Source organism: Streptomyces sp. HUAS TT11 (assembly GCF_051553595.1).
Lineage (GTDB): Bacteria > Actinomycetota > Actinomycetes > Streptomycetales > Streptomycetaceae > Streptomyces.
The window spans coordinates 7639096-7656238 of sequence record NZ_CP196184.1 but is presented as its reverse complement, the minus strand read 5'-3'; the positions used below and the strand labels follow the sequence as shown (position 1 = coordinate 7656238).

The window sequence follows — 17143 nt, the reverse complement described above, 5'->3', positions numbered from 1 at the left end:
GCGGGAAGGTCGAGACACAGCCTGTTCCCAGGAGGTCAGCCATGCCCATCGCCACCGTGAACCCGGCGACCGGCGAGACGCTCAAGACGTACGACGCCCTCGGCGAGGAGGAGATCGAACGCAGGCTCGCCATCGCCGATGCCGCCTACCGCAGCCACCGTACGACCACGTTCGCGGAACGCGCGCTGCGCATGAACAGGGCGGCCGACCTGCTCGACGAGGACCAGCAGGACATCGCGCGGGTGATGACCACCGAGATGGGCAAGCCGATCAAGCAGGCCCGCGCCGAGGCCGCCAAGTGCGCCAAGGCGATGCGCTGGTACGCCGAACACGCGGAGGAACTGCTCGCCGACGAGGAACCGGCGGAGCGGGACGTGAAGGACTCGGGCGCCTCCTGGGCGCTGGTGCGTTACCGGCCGCTGGGCCCGGTGCTCGCCGTGATGCCGTGGAACTTCCCGATGTGGCAGGTGGTCCGCTTCGCGGCGCCCGCACTGATGGCGGGCAACGTCGGGCTGCTCAAGCACGCCTCGAACGTCCCGCAGACCGCGCTCTACCTGGAGGACCTGCTGCGCCGGGCGGGCTTCGCCGAAGGCTGTTTCCAGACCCTGCTCATCGGCTCCGGCGCCGTCGAGCGGGTGCTGCGCGACCCGCGGGTCAGGGCCGCGACCCTCACCGGCAGCGAGCCGGCGGGCCGCTCCGTCGCCGCGGTCGCCGGGGACGAGGTCAAGAAGACGGTGCTGGAACTGGGCGGCAGCGATCCGTTCATCGTCATGCCCTCGGCGGAGCTCGACCGGGCCGCCGAGGTCGCGGTGACGGCACGGGTGCAGAACAACGGGCAGTCGTGCATCGCGGCCAAACGGTTCATCGTGCACACGGACGTGTTCGACGCCTTCGCCGAACGGTTCGCGGCCGGCATGGCGGCACTGAAGGTCGGCGACCCGATGGAGGAGGCGACGGACGTCGGGCCGCTCTCCACCGAACAGGGCCGCGCGGACCTGGAGGAACTCGTCGAGGACGCGGTCGGGGCGGGCGCGCAGGTGTTGTGCGGGGGTGAGCGCCCCGACCGGCCGGGCTGGTACTACCCGCCGACGGTCCTCGCCGGCATCACCCCCCGGATGCGGATCCATCAGGAGGAGGCGTTCGGCCCGGTCGCCACGCTGTACCGGGTCGCGGACCTCGACGAGGCGGTGGCGGTGGCGAACGACACGCCGTTCGGACTGAGTTCCAACGTCTGGACGCACAACGGCGTCGAACTGGACCGTTTCGTACAGGATCTCGAGGCGGGCGGCGTGTACGTCAACGGGATGACGGCATCCCATCCGGCGTTCCCGTTCGGCGGCGTGAAGCGCTCCGGGTACGGCAGGGAGCTGTCCGGGCACGGAATCCGCGAGTTCTGCAACATCACCACGGTATGGCACGGAGCGTGAGCGTTCCACGGTTACGATCCCCTCTGTGAACCGCGAAGTGACCCTCCCTCTGATCGTCGACGACCACGGCACGTTGCAGGTGGCCGCCGCCGACGTCAGCAAGCTGCTGCGTACGCTCGGCGGCCGGTGGGTGCGCCTGGTCGAGGCCGGCGAGGAAGGCCTGGACGAGGACACGGTGGCGACACTGACCATCGAGCTCGCGAAGTTGGCGGACCGGATCGACGTGGCCTGCATCGCGCACAGTTCACGCCGCTAGGGCACGGGAAGGACGACCGGGGCGCTGGTTGCCCCCGCGGCTACCGCGCCTCGGCCGGGAGACCGGCCCCACCAGCAACTATCACCCATAGTAATCAACTGTTCACTCTGCGCTTATCGCTGAAGTGGAGTACGCCGACGAGATATCCCCGGGGCACCGGGTGATCGTGGGTGGGCACCCGCAGACGGGTGAACACCCCCTTCCGCCGGGGGAGCAAAGTCCCCCGCCAAGGCGAAAGAAGGCGCGCTCCATGGCGACTCTGTGCAGACCCGCGGTCTCCGTTCCGGAATACGTGATCACGATGGAGGAGACGCTCGAACTCGCGCGTACCCGCCACCCGGACCACCCCCAACTCCCGCTGGCACTGCGACTGATCGAGAACACCGGGGTCCGAACCCGGCACATCGTGCAGCCCATCGAGGAGACGCTGAAGCACCCCGGGTTCGAGGAGCGCAACAACCTTTACGAGGCCGAGGCCAAAGCCCGGGTGCCCGCGGTCGTCCAGCAGGCCCTGGACGACGCCGAACTGCTCACCCGGGACATCGACGTGATCATCTATGTGTCGTGCACCGGCTTCATGATGCCCTCGCTGACCGCGTGGTTGATCAACTCGATGGACTTCGAAACCGACACCCGGCAGATACCCATAGCCCAGTTGGGCTGTGCCGCCGGCGGCGCGGCCATCAACCGGGCGCACGACTTCTGCACCGCGTACCCCGACGCCAACGCGCTGATCGTGGCCTGCGAGTTCTGCTCGCTGTGCTACCAGCCCACCGATCTGGGCGTCGGCTCACTGCTGTCCAACGGCCTGTTCGGTGACGGCATCGCGGCGGCGGTCGTCCGCGGCAAGGGCGGTACCGGCATCAAGCTGGAGCGCAACGGCTCGTACCTGATCCCCAAGACGGAGGAGTGGATCGCGTACGACGTCCGGGCCACCGGATTCCACTTCCTGCTGGACAAACGGGTTCCCACCACGATGGAACCGCTCGCCCCGGCACTTCAGGAACTGGCGCGACAACACGGCTGGGACGCCTCCGACCTGGACTTCTACATCGTCCATGCGGGCGGCCCGCGCATCCTGGACGATCTGTGCAGGTTTCTGCAGGTGCCGCCCCATGCCTTCCGGTTCAGCAGGGCCACGCTCACCGAGTACGGCAACATCGCGAGCGCGGTCGTCCTGGACGCCCTGCGCCGGCTGTTCGAGGCGGGCGGCGCGGAGCACTCGGCCCGCGGTCTGCTGGCCGGCTTCGGACCGGGCATCACCGCGGAGATGGCGTTGGGCCGCTGGCACATCCCGGCCAACGGGTCCAAGTGAGACGACCACCGGCACGGACAGTGAGGCGGCGCGAGATGACCGAAGAGACGATCAGCGGCACCCTGCCGCCGGTCCGCTCCCGGCCCGCCGCCGAGCCGATCGGTGTGGAATGCGACCCGGCGCCGGCCGAGCTGATGCACGAAGGCCCGGTCACCCGGATCGAACTGCCCGAGGGTGAGGGCCGGTCCTGGCTCGTGACGGGCTACGACGCCGTGCGCGCGGTCGCGAACGCTCCGTGTTCCGGCCGCGAGACGGTGGCGGGCCGTCAATCCGCCCGGTTCCCCGCGCACTTCGTGCCGCGGCCCGGCGCCGTCGGCCTCCTCGACCCGCCCGACCGCACCCGGCTGCGCCGCTCGGTCGCGCCCGCCTTCACGGCACGTGGTGTCGACCGGCTGCGGGAGAGGGCGCGGGAGCTGCTCGGGGCGTTCGGCTTCGGCCCGCACTGCCGCCCCGGCGGCATGCCGGCGAGGCCGGGGGCCGGACTGCTGGTGGACGCCCTTCTCGACCGGATGCCGGGGCCGCGGCTCACGGTATCCCGCGCCCGGATCCCCTTCGGGAAGGGCGCGTCGATCCGTGGGCCCGAGGCCCCGCCTGTGACGTGGTGAGCGGCTCATGACGACGACCGAAGGAATGGCGGCGGCCGAGGGCACGGGTGCGGGCGACGAGGCCCGGGCGAGCGAAGGGCTGCTCGTGCCGCCGGGCCACGGACGCGTGGTGCGCACACCGGCCCAGCATGTGACGTTCAAGGTGACGGGCTCGCACTCGCGCACGGCGTCCACGTTCGAGGTGATCGTGCCGCCGGGGTTCGACGTCGGCGCGCATGTGCACACACGCAGCGAGGAGCTGTTCTACGTGCTCGAGGGCGAGCTGGACGTGCTCGCCTTCGAACCGCGCGTGCGGACCCCCGACCACTGGCAGAAATGGGAGTCCCGGTCGGGCACCCGGGTGGTGCGGGCGACCCCGGGCACGATCATCGTGGTCCCGCCGGGGTGCCCGCACGCCTTCGCGAACCCCACGGAGACCCCGGCGAAGATGTTCTTCCAGGCCTCCCCGCCGCCCGATCACGAACGGTACTTCGAGGAGCTGCTGGAGATCCTGGGGCAGGCCGGACCACCGGACCACGAGGCGATCGAGGAACTGCGCAGACGGTACGACATCGAGCAGCTGACGCCGCTCAGGCACCGGTGACTAGCGGATCGGCAGCCCCGAGAGGGTACGCGCGATCACCAGCCGCTGGATCTCGCTCGTGCCTTCGAAAATGGTGTAGATGCCTGCGTCGCGGTGCATCCGCTCGACCGGGTACTCGCGCGTGTAGCCGTTGCCGCCGAGGATCTGGATCGCCTGGGCCGTGACCTTCTTGGCCGTCTCGCTGGCGAACAGCTTCGACATGGAGCCCTCGGCCGCCGTGAACGGCCTGCCGTTGATCGCCATCCACGAGGCCCGCCACACCAGCAGCCGCGCCGCGTCGATCTGCGTGCGCATGTCGGCGATCTGGAAGGCCACGCCCTGGTTGTCGATGATCGGCCGCCCGAACTGCTCGCGCGTCTTCGCGTAGTCCAGCGCCACCTCGTAGGCCGCCCGGGCGGTGCCCACGGCCATCGCGCCGACAGCGGGACGGGACGCCTCGAACGTGGCCATGGCCGCGTTCTTCACCCGCCCCGAGCCTTCGCCCGGGGACACCCCGCCCGCCTTCGCCTTCTCCCGGGCCCTGGCGAGCCGCTCGTCCAGCTTCTCCTTGCCACCGAGCAGGCAGGAGCCGGGGACGCGCACGTTGTCGAGGATCACCTCGGCGGTGTGCGAGGCCCGAATGCCGTGCTTCTTGAACTTCTGGCCCTGGGCGAGGCCCGGCGTGTTCGGCGGGACGATGAAGGAAGCGTGGCCCTTCGAACCCAGCTCGGGGTCGACGACCGCGACGACGACATGGACGTTGGCGATGCCGCCGTTGGTCGCCCAGGTCTTTGTGCCGTTGATCACCCACTCGTCCTTGGCCTCGTCGTACACGGCGCGTGTGCGCATGGACCCGACGTCGGAGCCGGCGTCGGGCTCCGAGGAGCAGAAGGCGGCCACCTTGACGTCGTTCGGGTCGCCGTACATCTGGGGGATCCAGGTGCCGATCTGCTCCTCGGTGCCGTTGGCGAGGACGCCGACGGCGGCGAGGCCCGTGCCGACGATGGACAGGGCGATGCCCGCGTCGCCCCAGAACAACTCCTCCATCGCCACGGGGATGCCGAGGCCGGTGGGGTCGAAGTACTGCTGGGCGTAGAAGTCGAGGGAGTAGATGCCGACCTTCGAGGCTTCCTGGATGACCGGCCAGGGAGTCTCCTCACGCTCGTCCCATTCGGCGGCCGCGGGGCGGATCACATCGGCCGCGAAGCCGTGCAGCCAGTCCCGGACCTCCTTCTGTTCGTCGTTGAGCTCCATGGTGAACTCGGCCATGTCCCCTCCAGCGCTGCGCTAAGCTGTTACTTGCGGTAACCTCAGTCTGTTACTCACCAGTAGGAAAGTCAACTCCCCGGCCGGAGCCGAAGGTCTTCGACGGGTGGTCGGCAGCTCGTTCGATACCGACCTGCGTTTCAGTGTTAGTTTGCGCAGGCGTCACCGATACAGCACGGGTGGGGAGAGATCATGGAGACCACGCAGCGGGCCGATCAGCAGCGGTCCGCCGACCGCCGACGGCGCGAGCTGCTGGAGGCCGCCGACCGGGTGGTGCTGCGCGACGGCCCAGGGGCCTCGATGAACGCCATCGCCGCCGAGGCAGGCATCACCAAGCCGATCCTCTACCGCCATTTCGGCGACAAGGGCGGCCTGTACGCCGCTCTCGCCAAGCGCCACACGGACGCGCTCCTCGGCTCGCTGCGGGCGGCCCTGGACGCCCCGGCCGAGCGGAGGGAGCGGGTCGAGGCCACGCTGGACACCTATCTCGCGGCGATCGAGGCCCGTCCGCAGGTCTATCGCTTCCTGATGCATCCGGCGGAGGGCGGTACGCCGAGCGACCAGGGCTTCGACACGAGCCGGCACTCCATCCCGGTACTGCGCCGGATGGGTGAGGAGCTGGCCGTGTTCATCGAGGAGCGGCTGGACCTCGGCCCGGGCAGCCACCAGCTCGCGCGGGTCTGGGGCCACGGCATCGTCGGGATGATGCACGCGGCCGGCGACTGGTGGCTCGGCGAGCGGCCCTGCTCCCGGGCCGAGTTGGTGCGGAGCCTGGCGGACCTGCTGTGGGGCCGGCTGGCCGCCGCCGGGGACCGTGTGGGCGGCCCGGGGTTCTGAGCGGGCGCCCGGCGGCGGCTCCACCGGGGCCGGGCGCACCCACCCGACGCCGAACGGCACGGACCGGCGCGGCTAACCGGGGCCGGCGGCGACCCGGCGGCCCCAGGACTCCCTGGCCGCCTGCCGCATCACCCGGCGCTGCCGGCGGCCGTCGAGCCGGTCGACGTACAGGCCTCCGTCGAGGTGGTCGCACTCGTGCTGCAGGCAGCGGGCGAACCAGCCGGTGCCGTGCACCGTGACCGGCTCGCCCTCCACCGTGAAGCCCTCGACGACGGCATGGTCGTACCGCTCCGTGCCCGCTTCGAGGCCCGGCAGGGAAAGACATCCCTCCGGACCGCGCAGCACCACCCCGTCGGCCTCGACCAGCCGCGGGTTCACCACATGCCCCAGATGGCGGACGTCCTCGTCGTCGGGGCAGTCGTACACGAACACCCGCAGCGGCTGCCCGATCTGGTTCGCTGCCAGGCCCACTCCCTGCGCGGCGTACATCGTGGCGAACATGTCCTCGACGAGCCGGGCCAGTTCGGGGCCGAAGTCGGTGACCGGCTCGCAGGGGTTGCGCAGTACCGGGTCACCGAGCAGGGTGACGGGCCTCACGCGCCCTCGGGCGCCCGGGATCGAGCCATGTCGCATGGCGGCAAGGGTACGGTCCTCAAGGCGGCGCGAACGTCGGCGTGGTGCCACGATTCGGGTGCGTGAACGGATCTCGATAGGCTGAGGTCCACACGTTGCCGGGACAGGGCGCGGCGCCGTATGCAAGGAGGATCGAGAACTGATGGCAGGCAACTCGGACCCGCTGACGCCGCGGGCCAAGCTCGCCGTGACCGCGGGCAAGGCGGTCGCTGCGGCATCTCGCGCCGCCGGACGCGGAAGCGGATCGGTGATCGGCGGCCGAGTCGCGCTCAAACTCGACCCCGACCTCCTCGCCCGACTGGCCCAGAACCTGGACGTGATCCTGGTCTCGGCCACCAACGGCAAGACGACGACCACCCGGCTGATCGCCGAGGCGCTGCGCGCCGCGGGCCCGGTCGTCTCCAACGCGCTCGGCGCCAACATGCCCGCGGGCATCACCTCGGCGCTGGCCGGCGGCTCGGACGCCAAGTTCGGTGTCATCGAGGTCGACGAGAAGTACCTCGCCGGCGTCGCCCGGGACACCGACCCGAAGTGCATCGCGCTGCTCAACCTCTCCCGCGACCAGCTCGACCGCGCCGCCGAGACCCGCATGCTCGCGGAGAACTGGCGCGAGGGGCTTGCCGGTTCCAAGGCCGTCGTGGTCGCCAACGCGGACGACCCGCTGGTCGTCTGGGCCGCCTCCTCCTCGCCCAACGTGGTCTGGGTCGCCGCCGGGCAGATGTGGAAGGACGATGCCTGGTCCTGCCCGTCCTGCGGCGGTGTGATGCAGCGCCCCGGCGACGACTGGTACTGCGGCGAGTGCGGATTCCGCCGGCCGACCCCGTCCTGGGCGCTGTCCGGCGACCATGTCCTCGACCCGCACGGTTCCGCCTGGCCGATCCACCTCCAGCTGCCGGGCCGGGCCAACAAGGCCAACGCCGCCAGCTCGGCCGCGGTGGCCGCCGTCTTCGGCGTGCCCCCGCAGGTCGCCCTGGAGCGCATGTACCAGGTCCAGGCGGTGGCCGGGCGCTACGACGTCGTCCAGTTCCAGGGCCGCGACCTGCGCCTGCTGCTCGCGAAGAACCCGGCCGGCTGGCTGGAGACCTTCTCGCTCATTGACCCGCCGCCGACCCCGGTGATCCTCTCGGTGAACGCCCGCGGCGCGGACGGCACCGACACCTCCTGGCTGTGGGACGTCGACTACACGCGGCTGACCGGCCACCCGATCTTCGTCATCGGCGACCGCAAGCTGGACCTCGCCGTGCGCCTGGAGGTCGCGAACCAGTCCTTCCAGGTCTGCGAGAACCTCGACCAGGCCGTCCAGCAGGCACCGCCCGGACGGATCGAGGTCATCGCGAACTACACGGCCTTCCAGGACCTGCGCCGCCGCGTCGGCAACTGACCACTAAGGACGATCTTCGATGAGTGACAACAGCCTGCGTCTGGTGTGGATCTACCCGGACCTGCTCAGCACCTACGGCGACCAGGGCAACGCCCTCGTCGTGGAGCGCCGGGCCCGTCAGCGCGGACTCGACGTGGCACGCCTGGACGTACGCAGCGACCAGCCCATCCCCACCTCCGGCGACATCTACCTGATCGGCGGCGGTGAGGACCGTCCGCAACGGCTCGCGGCGGAGCGGCTGCGCCGTGACGGCGGTCTGTACCGGGCCGTCGAGAACGGTGCGATCGTCTTCTCGGTCTGTGCGGGCTACCAGATCCTCGGCCACGAGTTCGTCAACGACCTCGGGCAGCGTGAACCGGGCCTCGGCCTGCTCGACGTGGTGTCGGTGCGCGGCGAGGGCGAGCGGTGCGTCGGCGACGTGCTCGGGGACATCGACCCGCGCCTGGGCCTGCCCCAGCTCACCGGCTTCGAGAACCACCAGGGCGTCACCCACCTCGGTCCCACCGCCCGTCCCCTGGCGCAGGTGCGGCTCGGCCGGGGCAACGGCACGGGCGACGGTACGGAGGGCGCGTACAACGACACGGTCTTCGGCACGTACATGCACGGTCCCGTCCTCGCACGCAATCCGCTGATCGCGGACATGCTGCTGAAACTGGCGCTCGACGTGAACGCGCTGCCGCCGGTCGACGACCACTGGTACGAGGCGCTGCGCACCGAGCGCATCACGTCGGCCCAGCAGCCCGCCTAGGGTCTGCCCCGCCGGCCCGGAAACGGTTCTCCGCCGTCCACCCGAGGGCGTGTACGCCGGCCGGGCCGACGGGCGGGACCGGCCCGTCTGACGGCCTGTCCGCACAGCTGAGCGGGCGCGTCCAGCAGGCGGACGCACAGTGCGGCCCCGCCCCCCTCCGCCGGTAGGCTGGCGGGGATCGAACCGGACAGCGTGGTCCGGTCCCCGGCCCACGTGGAGAAGGTATTTCGGGCTATGCGCATTGGTGTCCTCACGTCCGGCGGTGACTGCCCCGGCCTGAACGCCGTCATCCGGTCCGTCGTGCACCGCGCCGTCGTCGACCACGGCGACGAGGTCATCGGCTTCCGCGACGGCTGGAAGGGCCTCCTGGAGTGCGACTACCTCAAGCTCGACCTCGACGCGGTGAGCGGCATCCTGGCTCGCGGCGGCACCATCCTCGGCTCCTCCCGGGTCCGCCCCGAGCATCTGCGGGACGGTATGGAGCGGGCCAGGGGCCATGTCGAGGAGCTCGGTCTCGACGCCATCATCCCGATCGGCGGTGAGGGCACGCTCAAGGCGGCCCGGCTGCTGTCGGACAACGGTCTGCCGATCGTCGGCGTGCCCAAGACCATCGACAACGACATCGCCGTCACGGACGTCACCTTCGGCTTCGACACGGCCGTGGGCGTGGCGACCGACGCCCTCGACCGGCTGAAGACCACCGCCGAGTCCCACCAGCGGGTGCTGATCGTCGAGGTCATGGGCCGACACACCGGCTGGATCGCGCTGCACTCGGGCATGGCGGCCGGCGCCCACGCGATCGTCGTTCCGGAACGCCCCTTCGACATCGGGGAGTTGGCCGCCCGGGTGGGTGAGCGGTTCGACGCCGGCAAGCGGTTCGCGATCGTGGTGGCCGCCGAGGGCGCCAAGCCGAAGGCGGGCACCATGGACTTCGACGAGGGCGGCAAGGACGTCTACGGTCACGAGCGCTTCGCCGGTATCGCGCGCCAGCTCTCCGTGGAGCTGGAGGAGCGGCTCGGCAAGGAGGCCCGTCCCGTCATCCTCGGGCACGTCCAGCGCGGCGGCACGCCGACGGCGTACGACCGCGTGCTCGCCACCCGATTCGGCTGGCACGCCGTCGAGGCGGTGCACCGGGGCGAGTTCGGCAAGATGACCGCGCTGCGCGGCACCGACATCCTGATGGTGTCGCTCGCGGAGGCGGTGGAGACGCTGAAGACGGTGCCGTCCGAGCGCTACGCCGAGGCCGAGACGGTCCTGTAGGCACCGTCCGGCTCCAGCCGCCCCCGGTCGCGAGCGCGACCGGGGGCGGTTCTACTCTGGTGCGGACAGACAGCGCACACCCCCACGAATCAGGAGCCGGCGGATGGATCACAGCGGGCACGGCATGACCACGGATCTGCCGCCGTTCACGCTGGGACGGGGTCTGGAGTGGTCCACGGACCCGTTCTTCCTCGTCGCCTGTCTGGCCGGGCTCGCACTGTACGGCTGGGGTGTCGCACGGCTGGTCCGGCGTGGCGACAAGTGGCCCGTGGGCCGCACGATCGCCTACGCCGTCGGCGTGCTGATGGTGATGCTGTCCATGTGCACGAAGCTGAACGACTACGGCATGGTCATGTTCAGCGTGCACATGGTGCAGCACATGGTGATCAGCATGCTCGCCCCGATCCTGATCCTGCTGGGCGCGCCGATCACCCTGGCGCTGCGCGCGCTGCCGACCGCGGGCCGCGGCCGCAAGGGTCCGCGCGAACTGCTGCTGATGCTGCTGCACAGCCGCTATATGCAGATCATCACCCACCCGGCCTTCACGATCCCGCTGTTCATCGCGAGCCTGTACGGCCTGTACTTCAGCCCCCTGTTCGACTTCCTGATGGCGTCCAGGGCCGGGCACATCGCGATGATGGTGCACTTCCTCGCCGTCGGCCTGGTGTTCTTCTGGCCGATCATGGGCATCGACCCGGGACCGCACCGCCCCGGCCATCTGATGCGCATGCTGGAGCTGTTCGCGGGCATGCCGTTCCACGCGTTCTTCGGAATCGCGCTGATGATGGCGTCCACCCCGCTGGTCGGCACGTACGAGCACCCGCCCGCCTCCCTCGGCATCGACGCGCTGGCGGACCAGACCTCGGCGGGCGGCATCGCCTGGGCGTTCAGCGAGGTCCCCTCGGTGCTCGTCCTCCTGGCCCTGCTCTTTCAGTGGTACAGCTCCGAACAGCGGCAGGCCAAACGGATGGACCGGGCCGCGGACCGCGACGGCGACAAGGAACTCGAGGCGTACAACGCCTATCTCGCCTCGCTCAACGCCCGCGGCAACTGAGTTCCGTCGCACCGCTTGATTCCCTTATCTCTTCAGCCTGTCTGAACTGCCGCCCGGTTCGGTAGCGTGGTGCCTGACACCCTGCCTCCGCTTCGCAGGGTGAGCGGGAGCGCCCGGGGGGAGCGGTGATGGCACTGCGCGCTCTTGTGCGACGGGCCGGGAGATCGGCGGTCCGGAGGACCGGTCTCCTGCCGGCCGGCGCACCGCTCCTCGGCGGATGCGGCAATCACGCTTCACTGGTTCGGCCCGCCGCTCGGCCGCCGCGACCATCATCCGCAACGCTCACCCGTGCTGCGCGCGCCGGCCGCCTGCGGCCCCGGACTCGTCCTGGTCGGGGACCGTGTCATCGCCGACCGGCCCGGCGTCCGCTTCCGGGGCGGACCGCCACGACCGGCCGTGGACCGGGGCTGCGCCGGGAAGGCGCCGGACGGGCAGGTGATGGCCCTGGTGTCCACCACGTCCGCCGAGAAGACACGCGTCCGGGGACGCGCCGAGTGCGAGCAGCGGACGCAGGAGGCCAGGGAAGGGCTCGCCGACGTCCGCAGCCTGGCCGTGGTGCCCACCTGCGCCGGCTTCGAGTCGGCCCGGGCGGCGCACCGCCTGCCCGGCGCTGGGGGCGCACGGACCGGTGTACGGGCCGCTCGGGGACCGTCGCAGGCCGGCCGGTGTCCTGCCGGGGGAACCACGACCGGCAGATGCTCGGCTTCACCCGGCTGGCCTCGGACACCGCCCTCGCGCAGACCGGGAGTCTCTCGGACGCGGCAGGCGCGCGGGACGTGCCGCCGAGCGAGTACGGCCATCACTTGTCCCGCTGCGCATCGGCCTCGTGGACGGGCAAAGGTGCCTGGATGTCCGGAACTCATCCGGTCGTCTGCACCGTACGCAGACAGAACGGGGCACCATGGGAAGCGACGAACCATGAGGAGGGTGTTGCGATGCCCGGTTCCACGAAGGCGATGGGGGTGCTCACCGTAGGTGGGCTCGTGGTGGTGACGGCCTACACGGTGGCGCTCGGCGGCAGCGGCTGGCTGTGGTTCGGCTGGATCGTGCTCGGCCTGATCACCCTCGGCATGGTCGCCACCCGCAATTCCTGAGGGTCACTGCCGGGGGAACCGACCCGCCGAGTGCACCCCCGGCTGGTACTTCGGCAGCCGGGCGGTGACCTTCATGCCCGCACCCACCGCGGTCTCGATGACGAGCCCGTGGTCGTCGCCGTAGACCTGCCGCAGCCGGTCGTCCACGTTGGACAGGCCGATGCCGCCCGACGGGCTGACCTCTCCGGCGAGGATCCGGCGCAGCAGCTCGGGGTCCATGCCTGAGCCGTCGTCCTCGATGACGACCAGGGCCTCGGCGCCCGTGTCCTGCGCCGTGATGCTGATGTGCCGTTTGTCGGCCGTCCCCTCCAGACCGTGCTTGACGGCGTTCTCCACCAGCGGCTGAAGACACAGGAAGGGCAGGGCGACCGGCAGCACTTCGGGGGCGATCTGCAGGGTGACCGAGAGGCGGTCGCCGAAACGGGCCCGCACCAGCGCCAAGTAGTGGTCGATGGCGTGCAGTTCGTCGGCGAGCGTGGTGAAGTCGCCGCGGCTTCTGAAGGAGTAGCGGATGAAGTCGGCGAATTCCAGCAGAAGTTCGCGGGCGCGCTCGGGATCCGTGCGCACGAACGAGGCGATCACTGCCAGCGAGTTGAAGATGAAGTGCGGGGAGATCTGCGCGCGCAGCGCCTTGATCTCGGCCTCGATCAGCCGGGTTCGGGACTGGTCGAGGTCCGCCAGCTCCAGTTGCACGGAGACCCATCGCGCGACCTCGGCGGCCGCCCGGACGAGCACGGCGGACTCCCGGGGCGCGCAGGCCACCAGAGCGCCGTGCACCCGGTCGTCGACCGTGAGCGGGGCGACGACGGCCCAGCGCAGCGGGCAGTCCGGCTCGTCGCACCGCAGGCGGAAGGCCTCACCGCGGCCGGTCTCCAGCGGGCCGACGAGCCGGCCCAGCACTTCGTCGCGATGGTGTTCCCCGGCGCCGTCCCAGGCCAGCACCGCCGCCCTGTCGGTGAGGCACAGCGCGTCCGTGCCGAGCAGTGTGCGCAGCCGGCGTGCGGACTTGCGGGCCGTCTCCCCGGTGAGCCCCGCACGCAGCGGCGGAGCCGCCAGGGAAGCCGTGTGCAGGGTCTGGAAGGTGGCGTGCTCGACGGGGGTGCCGAGCCCGCCGAGACTCTCGGGGCGCGCGGTGCGCCGCCCCAGCCAGAACCCGGCGGCCAGCAGCGGGAGTACGGCCACGCACAGACCCGCGAGGAAGCCGCTCACGCCTTCACCTCCGCCCGCAGTTCCTCGGGCAGATGGAACCGGGCCAGGATCGCGTCCGTCTCGGCCGGCACCCGCCCCGGCGTCGCCAGTGACACGAGCACCATGGTCAGGAATCCGAGCGGCACCGACCAGAGCGCGGGCCAGGCGAGAAGGGCGTGCAGGGTCCCGGTGCCCGGATAGGCGGCCATGGTCGCCGTGACGGCGACGAACGCGGAACCGCCCCCGACCAGCATGCCCGCGGCGGCCCCGGGCGGCGTCAACCGGCGCCACCAGATGCCGAGGACGAGCAGCGGGCAGAAGGACGACGCCGACACGGCGAACGCCAGCCCCACCGCGTCGGCCACGGGGAGCCCGCCGACGAGGACGCTCGCCGCCAGCGGCACCGCCATGGCCAGCAGCGTGCCGAGCCGGAAGTGGCGTACGCCCCGCGTCGGCAGCACGTCCTGGGTGAGCACTCCCGCCACCGCCATGGTCAGTCCCGAGGCCGTGGACAGGAAGGCCGCGAACGCCCCGCCCGCCACCAGCGCGCCCAGCAGGTCCCCGCCGATTCCGCCGATCATCCGGTCGGGCAGCAGCAGCACGGCGGCGTCCGCGTCCCCGGTGAGGGTGAGTTCGGGGGCGTAGAGCCGCCCGAGAGCCCCGTAGACGGGCGGCAGGAGGTAGAAGGCGCCGATCAGGGCGAGCACGGCGACCGTCGTGCGACGGGCCGCGACACCGTGGGGGCTGGTGTAGAAGCGGACGACCACATGCGGCAGCCCCATGGTGCCCAGGAACGTGGCGAGGATCAGTCCGTACGTGGCGTACAGCGGGCGTTCCTCGCTGCCGGATTCAGGGGATGTCGACATGTCGCCGTTGCCGCCGCCGTCGGCGACGGGGACCCGGTCGCCCTTGCCGAAGGCGAGCCGGGTACCGCGTTCGATGTGGTGGACGCCGGGGGCCAGGTCCACGCGCTGCTCCGTGTACCGCCGGCCGTCGACCGTGCCCGTGGCCGTGACGTCGAGCCGGCGGGACAGCTTCAGATCGAGGCTCTCGTCGATCCGCACCACCCGGTGGTCGCGGAAGGCCGGCGGCTCGGCGAAGGCCCCGCGCGGCGCACCGTCCGCCTGCCAGGCCAGCACCAGGAAGAGCGCGGGCACAAGCAGAGCGGTGAGTTTGAGCCAGTACTGGAACGCCTGGACGAAGGTGATGCTGCGCATACCGCCGGCGGCGACGGTCGCGACCACCACGACCGCCACGATGATCCCGCCGAGCGGGTCGGGCGCACCCGTGAGCACCGTCAGGGTGAGTCCCGCGCCCTGGAGCTGGGGCAGGAGGTACAGCCAGCCGACGCCGACGACAAAGGCCCCGGCGAGTCTGCGCACGGGATGCGAGGCCAGCCGGGCCTCGGCGAAGTCCGGCAGTGTGTAGGCACCGGAGCGGCGCAGCGGGGCGGCGACGAACAGGAGCAGGACGAGATAGCCCGCGGTGTAGCCGACCGGGTACCAGAGCATGTCGGGGCCCTGGACGAGGACAAGGCCCGCGATGCCGAGGAAGGAGGCGGCGGAGAGGTACTCACCGCTGATCGCGGCGGCGTTCAGACGGGGCCCCACCGTGCGGGAGGCGACGTAGAAGTCGGACGTGGTGCGGGAGATCCGCAGCCCGAAGGCGCCGACGAGCACCGTGGCGAGGACGACGAGGGCGACCGCGGGAACGACGTAGTTCTGGTTCACGACGGTCCCTCAGCGGTCCTCGACGAGCCGGACGAAGTCTCTTTCGTTGCGCTCGGCGCGGCGCACGTACCAGCGGGCGAGCAGGACGAGCGCCGGGTAGAGGCAGAAGCCGAGCACCACCCATTCGAGGCCCGCGTTCCGTGTGGTGGCGAACACCAGGGGAAGCGGCCCCACCAGGAGGACCAGCACGGTGAACACGACGACGGCCACACGCAGCTGACTGCGCATCAACGAGCGGACATAGGTGTGGCCGAGCGTGGTCTGCTCGTCGATCTCGGTACGCGGCCGGTAGTACCCGGAGGTCCTGCGGGTACGCCGGGGCGGACCGGTGACGACGACACGCCGTTCGGTGGGGTCCTGGGGCACGCCGTTGCCCCTCATCGGCCGGTGGTCCGGCGCATGAGCAGATCCCGCAGCTCACGGGCGTGACGCCGGCTGACCTGGAGTTCGACCGAGGCCACGAGGACGCTCACCGTGCCCGCGTCCAGGCGGAGTTCGTCGACATGGCGCAGGGCGACGAGGTGACGGCGGTGGATGCGGACGAACCCGCGCGTGCGCCAGCGCTCCTCCAGGGTGGACAGCGGGATGCGGACCAGGTGGCTGCCCTGGGCGGTGTGCAGGCGGGCGTAGTCGCCGTGCGCCTCCACATGGGTGATGTCCTCGACCGGCACGAACCGCATCACACCGCCGAGCTCCACGGATATGTGGTCAGGGTCGGGCTCGTGCACGGGTATCAGCGGTGTGGCCTCCCGCAGTTCCGCCGCCCGGCGCACGGCCTCGGCGAGCCGTTCGCGGCGCACCGGTTTGAGGACGTAGTCGACCGCCTTGAGGTCGAAGGCCTGTACGGCGAATCCCTCGTGGGCGGTGACGAACACCACCAGCGGCGGCCGGGCGAACCCGGTCAGCAGCCGGGCCATCTCGAGGCCGTCGAGTCCCGGCATGTGGATGTCGAGGAAGACCACGTCGATCGCGTCGGGGCCGGCGGGCCCGGACTCCAGGGCACGGTTGATGCGGCGCAACGCCTCCGTCGCGTCGCTCGCGCCCTCCACGCTGCCGATCCGCGGATCCGCGTGCAGCAGATACAACAACTCCTCGAGAGAGGGGCGTTCGTCGTCGACGGCGAGGGCGCGCAGCATGAACGTGGAGTCTAGGAGCATTCCGCACGTGTGGACATGTGCGCAGCATGGACGTTCCCGCTGGATACAGTGCCCGCATGAACAGCAGGCCAGCGCCGTTCGACGAGCTCGACCGGAAGATCGTCACCGCCCTGATGGCGAACGCCAGGACCAGTTTCGCCGAGATCGGCGCGGCCGTCGGCCTGTCGTCCACAGCGGTCAAGCGCCGGGTGGACCGGCTGCGCGAGACGGGTGTGATCACCGGGTTCACGGCCACGGTCAAGCCGTCGGCGCTGGGCTGGCGCACGGAGGCGTACGTCGAGGTGTACTGCGAGGGCGCGGCGCCGCCCCGGAGGCTGGCGGAGGTCGTGCGCAACCATCCGGAGATCACGGCCGCCATGACCGTGACCGGCGGGGCGGACGCGCTGCTGCACGTGCGGGCGCGGGACGTGGGGCACTTCGAGGAGGTGCTGGAACGCATCCGCACGGAGCCGTTCATCCGGAAGACGATCAGCGTGATGGTACTGTCCCATCTGCTCCCGGAGAGCCCTGAGGCGGGCGCGAGCCACGTCGCCCCCGACAGCGCAGCAGACGTGCGCTGACCAGCCCGAAGACGCATCATTCATGCGTCGACGCGCAGCCATCCTTGCTTGTCGGCCGTCCCCGTCGCTT

Annotated in this window: 17 protein-coding genes and 1 pseudogene; 12 read left to right on the top strand and 6 right to left on the bottom strand. The window is 70.9% G+C overall.

Translation table 11 applies throughout. From position 1 onward, the window contains the following. Window positions 1–41: 41 nt before the first annotated feature. From ACSHXN_RS34370 to ACSHXN_RS34350, 5 genes and pseudogenes are all read left to right on the top strand, one after another. Window positions 42–1427 carry an NADP-dependent succinic semialdehyde dehydrogenase gene (locus ACSHXN_RS34370; protein ID WP_438304881.1) on the top strand — a complete coding sequence of 462 codons (1386 nt, stop codon included), beginning with the start codon at window positions 42–44 and terminating at the stop codon, window positions 1425–1427. A 25-nt stretch (window positions 1428–1452) separates the two neighbouring features. After that, window positions 1453–1683, top strand: a complete 231-nt coding sequence (locus ACSHXN_RS34365) for a DUF6213 family protein (protein ID WP_059126737.1) — start codon at window positions 1453–1455, stop codon at window positions 1681–1683. 124 nt (window positions 1684–1807) lie between these two features. Then, window positions 1808–2998, top strand: coding sequence for a type III polyketide synthase (locus ACSHXN_RS34360; protein ID WP_355803466.1), 1191 nt, complete (start codon window positions 1808–1810; stop codon window positions 2996–2998). 35 nt (window positions 2999–3033) lie between these two features. Further along, window positions 3034–3417, top strand: a pseudogene (locus ACSHXN_RS34355) (cytochrome P450); the annotation flags it as partial. A 211-nt stretch (window positions 3418–3628) separates the two neighbouring features. Continuing rightward, window positions 3629–4186 (top strand): cupin domain-containing protein, encoded by a 558-nt coding sequence (locus ACSHXN_RS34350; protein ID WP_355132997.1) that lies wholly within the window; start codon window positions 3629–3631, stop codon window positions 4184–4186. Here the strand turns inward: ACSHXN_RS34350 and ACSHXN_RS34345 are convergent, their stop codons facing one another. Beyond that, on the bottom strand, window positions 4187–5434 hold the full coding sequence (locus ACSHXN_RS34345) for an acyl-CoA dehydrogenase family protein (protein ID WP_355132691.1): 1248 nt from the start codon (window positions 5432–5434) through the stop codon (window positions 4187–4189). Between the two features lie 189 nt (window positions 5435–5623). On the opposite strand from ACSHXN_RS34345, the gene ACSHXN_RS34340 reads away from it, so the two are divergent. Then, entirely contained in the window at window positions 5624–6268 is a 645-nt protein-coding gene (locus ACSHXN_RS34340; RefSeq protein WP_355132693.1) for a TetR family transcriptional regulator, read from the top strand. Between the two features lie 72 nt (window positions 6269–6340). Here the strand turns inward: ACSHXN_RS34340 and def are convergent, their stop codons facing one another. After that, the gene (gene def, locus ACSHXN_RS34335; RefSeq protein WP_355132695.1) at window positions 6341–6901 is read right to left on the bottom strand and encodes a peptide deformylase; all 561 of its coding nucleotides are present in this window, start codon (window positions 6899–6901) and stop codon (window positions 6341–6343) included. Between the two features lie 142 nt (window positions 6902–7043). Between def and ACSHXN_RS34330 the strand changes: the two genes are divergently transcribed. The 5 genes from ACSHXN_RS34330 (at window position 7044) to ACSHXN_RS34310 (ending at window position 12438) form a co-directional block, all read left to right on the top strand. Further along, window positions 7044–8282 carry a MurT ligase domain-containing protein gene (locus ACSHXN_RS34330; RefSeq protein WP_355132697.1) on the top strand — a complete coding sequence of 413 codons (1239 nt, stop codon included), beginning with the start codon at window positions 7044–7046 and terminating at the stop codon, window positions 8280–8282. A 19-nt stretch (window positions 8283–8301) separates the two neighbouring features. Beyond that, on the top strand, window positions 8302–9030 hold the full coding sequence (locus ACSHXN_RS34325) for a type 1 glutamine amidotransferase (RefSeq protein ID WP_355132699.1): 729 nt from the start codon (window positions 8302–8304) through the stop codon (window positions 9028–9030). A gap of 234 nt (window positions 9031–9264) precedes the next feature. Further along, window positions 9265–10290 carry a 6-phosphofructokinase gene (locus ACSHXN_RS34320; RefSeq protein WP_438304877.1) on the top strand — a complete coding sequence of 342 codons (1026 nt, stop codon included), beginning with the start codon at window positions 9265–9267 and terminating at the stop codon, window positions 10288–10290. A gap of 103 nt (window positions 10291–10393) precedes the next feature. Continuing rightward, the gene (locus ACSHXN_RS34315; protein WP_355132703.1) at window positions 10394–11344 is read left to right on the top strand and encodes a cytochrome c oxidase assembly protein; all 951 of its coding nucleotides are present in this window, start codon (window positions 10394–10396) and stop codon (window positions 11342–11344) included. Window positions 11345–12279: 935 nt separating this feature from the next. Continuing rightward, entirely contained in the window at window positions 12280–12438 is a 159-nt protein-coding gene (locus ACSHXN_RS34310) for a hypothetical protein (protein WP_355132705.1), read from the top strand. Between the two features lie 3 nt (window positions 12439–12441). Here the strand turns inward: ACSHXN_RS34310 and ACSHXN_RS34305 are convergent, their stop codons facing one another. The 4 genes from ACSHXN_RS34305 to ACSHXN_RS34290 are packed head-to-tail and all read right to left on the bottom strand — an operon-like array spanning window position 12442 to window position 16492. Next, a complete protein-coding gene (locus ACSHXN_RS34305; RefSeq protein WP_438304874.1) occupies window positions 12442–13647 on the bottom strand; it encodes a sensor histidine kinase in 1206 nt (401 codons plus the stop codon). Continuing rightward, a complete protein-coding gene (locus ACSHXN_RS34300) occupies window positions 13644–15356 on the bottom strand; it encodes a sodium/solute symporter (RefSeq protein WP_356111188.1) in 1713 nt (570 codons plus the stop codon). Before ACSHXN_RS34300 ends, ACSHXN_RS34305 begins: the two co-directional genes overlap by 4 nt. A gap of 9 nt (window positions 15357–15365) precedes the next feature. Beyond that, the gene (locus ACSHXN_RS34295; RefSeq protein ID WP_331268247.1) at window positions 15366–15722 is read right to left on the bottom strand and encodes a hypothetical protein; all 357 of its coding nucleotides are present in this window, start codon (window positions 15720–15722) and stop codon (window positions 15366–15368) included. Window positions 15723–15733: 11 nt separating this feature from the next. Beyond that, window positions 15734–16492: a LytR/AlgR family response regulator transcription factor gene (locus ACSHXN_RS34290; RefSeq protein ID WP_355132999.1), complete on the bottom strand. Its 759-nt coding sequence runs from the start codon at window positions 16490–16492 to the stop codon at window positions 15734–15736. Between the two features lie 77 nt (window positions 16493–16569). Between ACSHXN_RS34290 and ACSHXN_RS34285 the strand changes: the two genes are divergently transcribed. Beyond that, window positions 16570–17073 carry an Lrp/AsnC family transcriptional regulator gene (locus ACSHXN_RS34285; RefSeq protein WP_355132711.1) on the top strand — a complete coding sequence of 168 codons (504 nt, stop codon included), beginning with the start codon at window positions 16570–16572 and terminating at the stop codon, window positions 17071–17073. The last annotated feature ends 70 nt before the right edge of the window (window positions 17074–17143 follow it).